Annotated in this window: 5 protein-coding genes; 3 read left to right on the top strand and 2 right to left on the bottom strand. The window is 40.1% G+C overall.

Features of this window, described 5'->3' with window-relative positions; genetic code table 11:
- Positions 1 to 133 precede the first annotated feature (133 nt).
- Both DPG01_RS18045 and DPG01_RS18040 read right to left on the bottom strand, forming a co-directional pair.
- Positions 134 to 1,447: a type II toxin-antitoxin system HipA family toxin gene (locus DPG01_RS18045; protein ID WP_110975972.1), complete on the bottom strand. Its 1,314-nt coding sequence runs from the start codon at positions 1,445 to 1,447 to the stop codon at positions 134 to 136.
- Positions 1,441 to 1,800 carry a helix-turn-helix domain-containing protein gene (locus tag DPG01_RS18040; RefSeq protein WP_110975971.1) on the bottom strand — a complete coding sequence of 120 codons (360 nt, stop codon included), beginning with the start codon at positions 1,798 to 1,800 and terminating at the stop codon, positions 1,441 to 1,443. Before DPG01_RS18040 ends, DPG01_RS18045 begins: the two co-directional genes overlap by 7 nt.
- A gap of 140 nt (positions 1,801 to 1,940) precedes the next feature.
- On the opposite strand from DPG01_RS18040, the gene DPG01_RS18035 reads away from it, so the two are divergent.
- The 3 genes from DPG01_RS18035 to DPG01_RS18025 all read left to right on the top strand — a co-directional run.
- On the top strand, positions 1,941 to 2,873 hold the full coding sequence (locus DPG01_RS18035) for an IS5-like element ISAha3 family transposase (protein ID WP_004812228.1): 933 nt from the start codon (positions 1,941 to 1,943) through the stop codon (positions 2,871 to 2,873).
- Between the two features lie 83 nt (positions 2,874 to 2,956).
- Complete coding sequence (locus tag DPG01_RS18030; protein WP_004695721.1) at positions 2,957 to 4,414, top strand: DASS family sodium-coupled anion symporter; 1,458 nt, start codon at positions 2,957 to 2,959, stop codon at positions 4,412 to 4,414.
- Positions 4,415 to 4,694: 280 nt separating this feature from the next.
- A partial coding sequence (locus DPG01_RS18025) for an IS6 family transposase (protein WP_110975973.1) occupies positions 4,695 to 5,237 on the top strand: 543 nt, incomplete at its 3' end.

Genomic DNA, 5,237 nt, shown 5'->3' with positions numbered 1-5,237 from the left:
AGTTATAAGCTGCCTTTTTTATTCATTTCTGCCTTGAAATAAACGCGAGTCCAAACCTATCGATCTAGGCCCACGTTAAAATATATGCAAAAAAAAGCCACCCGAAGGTAGCTCAGTTGGTAATAAAGACAATTTAGAATTTCAAGCGCAGGTTTTGCTCAACGCGCTCAATCAGAACCTTAGGTACATTTGATTGCACGGCGAGTGAAGTCCAACTTGAAACCGCCTCGATAACCTCTTCCAAAATCTGGCGAATACGCTGTTCATTAAAGATTGGACTTAGCTTCTCGAATGACAGGAAATCAGCCATTTCAAAATTGTCACGCTTTCCGTTAAGAGTCATCCAGTGTTGATCTACCCAAAAAGAGTTCGGCTTATAGCTATATGCCAAGTCATAAGCTGGTGCCAGTTTCCATTGATTATCTACAAGCATGTAGCCAAAGTTCTTTGAGTGGTCATCGTGGTTACGAGATACCACATTGAATACCATACGTCTAAACAACTGTTCTGCCTCGGCTGCAGTCAAACGCAAATGACGGTTCACGTTAAATATTTCTTCGTAAGAGAAAGAACCCGGTTTTTTATAATCCACATGCGCCAGGCCATTCAAGGATTGAATGTGAATCTTCTCATTCCCAACGCGATCAAAACGCTGCGTGATGAAATGTTGACGATCACCCTCTTGCAGCAACTTACAAGGCATCATTTCAATACCGCATTTTAAGGCCATTTGATGATAAACATACTCCATTGCGCCGTAGCCCATTGGATCACCAAAAGTTTCTTTATTGACGTTATGCTCACTCACACCATCAAACTTCATCAAGTAGTGCGTAAAGCCATCTGGAACATCTGTTTGACCTGAACGGACTTGGCTGTAATCCTCATTAAATGCAAGTACTGCTTTAGGGCGTGCGCCACCTGCACTTGTACCCACAGATAGAAGCGCAAGCATGGCATCCTTGTCTTCTGCACCATTATTATTAAGATCAACCTCTAAAGATGAGCGAGTGTCTAATACATCTTGGGCGATTTTAATCAACTCAATAATTTCAACTTGCTGAGACGCATTAAAACCATTCATTGATTTCATAGGGTGATACTCTAATGCACCCATGCCGCGCTTACCTGTATATTTCAGGCGTTCTAATGGAGTGATAGAGTCAGGAGATCGACCGTTACGTGCTGTCCACGCATTTAAAATTCGATTACCAAAATCATCAGGTAGTGAGTCAGCAAACAAACCTGCCAAACCCTTGAATGTTTCAGGGTTTAATGTTGGGAATGTATAAACACCCTCTCCTAAAGGCATATACAACGGAGAAAGCTCGATACCACTGTCAAGAAATGATTTAGAGTATTCAAAGGCACTTGGCTGTCCCTCTGTATACGCCATAACCCCAACATCCATACCAAGATATTCAACGCTTACTGTATCTCTCACCATCCTAAATCATCCTTATTCGCAGTTAATATTTTCTTGTTGTTCGAGTTAGCCTTATGTTCACCCGAAGCCTTTTTACGCTCTTTACCTTGCAACTTATGGAGTTGAATTGGCGATATTGGTTGGGGCGGTAAAAACAGATCTATCTGGTCCCTCATGTTTAGAGCATCCAAATATGCGATCAGATTTTCCAGTGTGACTTTCCCTTTCTCAGCATTAATAATTGCGCGTCTCTCTAAGCCGGATATCTCAGATATCTCAACTTGAGTTAAATCTTTATTAAGCCGAGCCTGTTTGATACGCTCACCAATTTCTAATGCTTTTGCATGGCTTGAACTTGTAGATCTAAATCCCATTGTTTAATACCATTTTTTGTACCTAACGAGCATATTTTAGCACATTAGTACCATTTTGTGTACTAAACGAAGTTTGTATTTTAGACGGCTTTGTTGCACAAAGCTATTCTTGAAGGCTTCTTCAGTAATATAATTTCCAGATGAAGAAGCCTACACCTAAAATCTATCGTACAACCAATTGGTCCTCGTATAACCAAGCTTTAATCAAGCGAGGAAATATTTCAATCTGGTTTGATCCTAAGACGCAATGGTATGCACAACCACAAGGCAAGCAAGGACGAAATCAAACTTATTCCGATACAGCGATTCAATGCTGTTTAATGATCAAATCTCTATTCCGTCTTTCTTTACGTATGGTTACTGGCTTTGTTCAAAGCCTGATTAAACTCTGTGGCTTGAATTGGACAGCACCAGATTACTCCACCCTTTGTAGACGACAAAAGCATATTGATATTGCGATAAGCTATCAGAAAAGTCATGATGGGTTACACCTACTTGTCGACTCTACGGGTTTAAAGTTTTTAGGTGAAGGCGAATGGAAGCGTAAAAAACATCAGCCTGAATACCGTCGGCAATGGCGTAAACTGCATATTGGTATAGATGCTGAAACACTGCAAATACGTGCCGTTCAGCTTACTACAAATAATGTCAGTGATTCACAAGTACTAGGTGATTTACTGGATCAAATTCCACTAGATGAGCGAATAGATTCTGTCTATACCGATGGCGCGTACGACACGAAGTGCTGCAGAAAAGTGATTTCAGATCGTCAAGCACATGCAGTAATTCCACCCAGAAAGAATGCCAAGCCCTGGAAAGATTCTAAAATAAGTTCAATAGAACGAAATGAGTTACTTCAAACGGTTAAACATTTAGGCAGAACCCTATGGAAAAAATGGTCGGGTTATCACCGTCGTAGTTTGGTGGAAACCAAGATGCATTGCATCAAATTATTAGGTGATAGGCTGACGGCAAGACATTTTCAAAGTCAGGTCAATGAAATTCATGCGCGTGTGGCAGTTCTGAATAGATTTACGGAATTAGGTAGACCTCGCACCCAAGTTGTGTCTTAAATTTGAATGGATTGGGGAGAACTCAGCTTTTGAATGTTTATGCAACAAAGCCCATAATAACTATATTTTTGGAGTACGATTCAATGGGATTCAAACTCATACCAACCATAATTTCAGTATCACTTACCCTTATTATTTGGTTTCTCATTCCAATTCCGCAAGATGTTTCTGCAAATGCTTGGCTTCTATTTGCGATGTTTATTGGTGTTATTTCAGCCATTATTGGTAAAGCAATGCCTATTGGTGCAATTTCGATTATCGCGATAGCACTGGTCGCGATTACCCGAGTAACAGCAGATAACCCTAGCGATGCCATCAAAGATGCTTTAAGTGGCTTTGCTAACCCTCTTATTTGGTTGATTGGTATATCCATCATGATTTCAAAAGGGTTACAAAAAACAGGGCTAGGTGCACGACTAGGTTATTACTTTATTGCAGTTTGGGGTAAAAGAACCATTGGTATTGGCTATAGCCTTGCATTATCTGAACTCATTCTTGCACCTGTTACCCCAAGTAATACAGCACGTGGAGGCGGAATTATTCACCCTATCGTGCGCTCGATTGCAACGAGTTTTGACTCAGATCCAGAAAAAGGCACTGAAGGTAAAATTGGTAAATATCTTGCTTTGGTCAATTACCATTCAAATCCTATTACTTCTGCCATGTTTATTACGGCTACTGCACCCAACCCTTTAGTCGTTGAACTCATTGCGAAAGCGACCAATAGTCAAATCCATTTGAGTTGGACCACATGGGCATTAGCAATGGTTTTACCAGGTGTTGTTGCATTAGCATTTATGCCGATTGCGCTTTACTTTATGTACCCACCTGAAATTAAAAAAACACCAAATGCTGCACAATTTGCCAAAGACCGTTTACAAGAAATGGGTCCCATTACCTTACATGAAATGATTATGTTGGCTGTATTTGGAATTTTATTATTACTCTGGGCAGGTATTCCTGCCATGTTGTTGGGTGATATGTGGACTTTAGACCCAACTACAACCGCGTTTATTGGTTTATCACTCCTTCTGCTTACAGGAGTTTTAACTTGGGATGATGTCTTAACTCAAAAGAGTGCATGGGATACAGTAACTTGGTTTGCTGCATTGGTCATGATGGCGACCTTTTTAAATAAGCTCGGCTTAATCGCTTGGTTTTCTGGTGTTTTACAAACTAGCATTGGACAGCTTGGCTTAACGTGGGTTCCTGCTTCCATGCTTTTACTATTTGCTTATATGTACGCTCACTATATTTTTGCCAGTACTACTGCACATATTACCGCTATGTTTTCAGCATTCTACATTGCAGGTATCGCACTAGGTGCTCCTCCAATGTTCTTTGCACTGATTATGGCAGCAGCATCAAGCATTATGATGACGCTGACTCATTATGCGACAGGTACATCCCCTATTATTTATGGTTCAGGTTATACAACGCTTGGTGAATGGTGGAAAGCTGGTTTTGCTATGAGCATTATCAATATAGCTATTTTTATTGTATTGGGCGGACTTTGGTGGAAGATGCTGGGCTATTGGTAATTTAATATCTATAACAAAATTAAAATTTTATAAGTATAGTTATATCTATACAACCTGCCCCCTGAATAAGGGGGCTTTTTAATATCTGTCCATTACAGAAACTTCGTTATAATTTTACTCACTGAATAAAAATATATTTGATTAATTAGACTCGATGTCATAGACCCAATTATGCGCTTGCTTATCTGTTGTTGTTTCACAGACATAGTAGTCATGAGGCACTGTTGCAAATAGGCTGACATGATAAGCTAAATATCTTATTTATTTCGAGATACAGCAGATGAATCCCTTCCACAGTCGGCACTTTCAAGGTGAAATCATTCTTTGGGCTGTTCGTTGGTATTGTAAATATGGCATCAGCTATCGTGAACTTCAAGAAATGCTCGCTGAACGAGGCATAAATGTGGATCACAGTACAATTTATCGTTGGGTTCAGCGTTATGCTCCAGAAATGGAAAAACGGTTACGCTGGTATTGGCGTAATCCTACAGATTTACATTCATGGCATATGGATGAGACTTATATCAAAGTGAAGGGGCGATGGACTTACCTGTATCGTGCAGTTGATCAACGGGGTCATACGATTGACTTTTACCTTTCCGCTAGACGGAACAGTAAATCAGCCTATAGTTTTCTAGGAAAGATCTTCAATACGGTGAAAAAATGGCAAATTCCACGGGTCATCAATACAGATAAAGCAGCGACCTATGGCCATGCTTTATCACGATTAAAGCGAGAAGGAAAATGTCCAGTAGATATTGAGCACAGGCAGATTAAGTATAAAAATAATGTCATTGAATGTGATCATGGTAAGTTAAAGCGA

Origin of the sequence: Acinetobacter sp. WCHAc060042 (assembly GCF_003231195.1) — a bacterium.
GTDB lineage: Bacteria > Pseudomonadota > Gammaproteobacteria > Pseudomonadales > Moraxellaceae > Acinetobacter.
The sequence above is the reverse complement of the archived record's forward strand: the minus strand, read 5'-3'. Positions and strand labels throughout refer to the sequence as shown.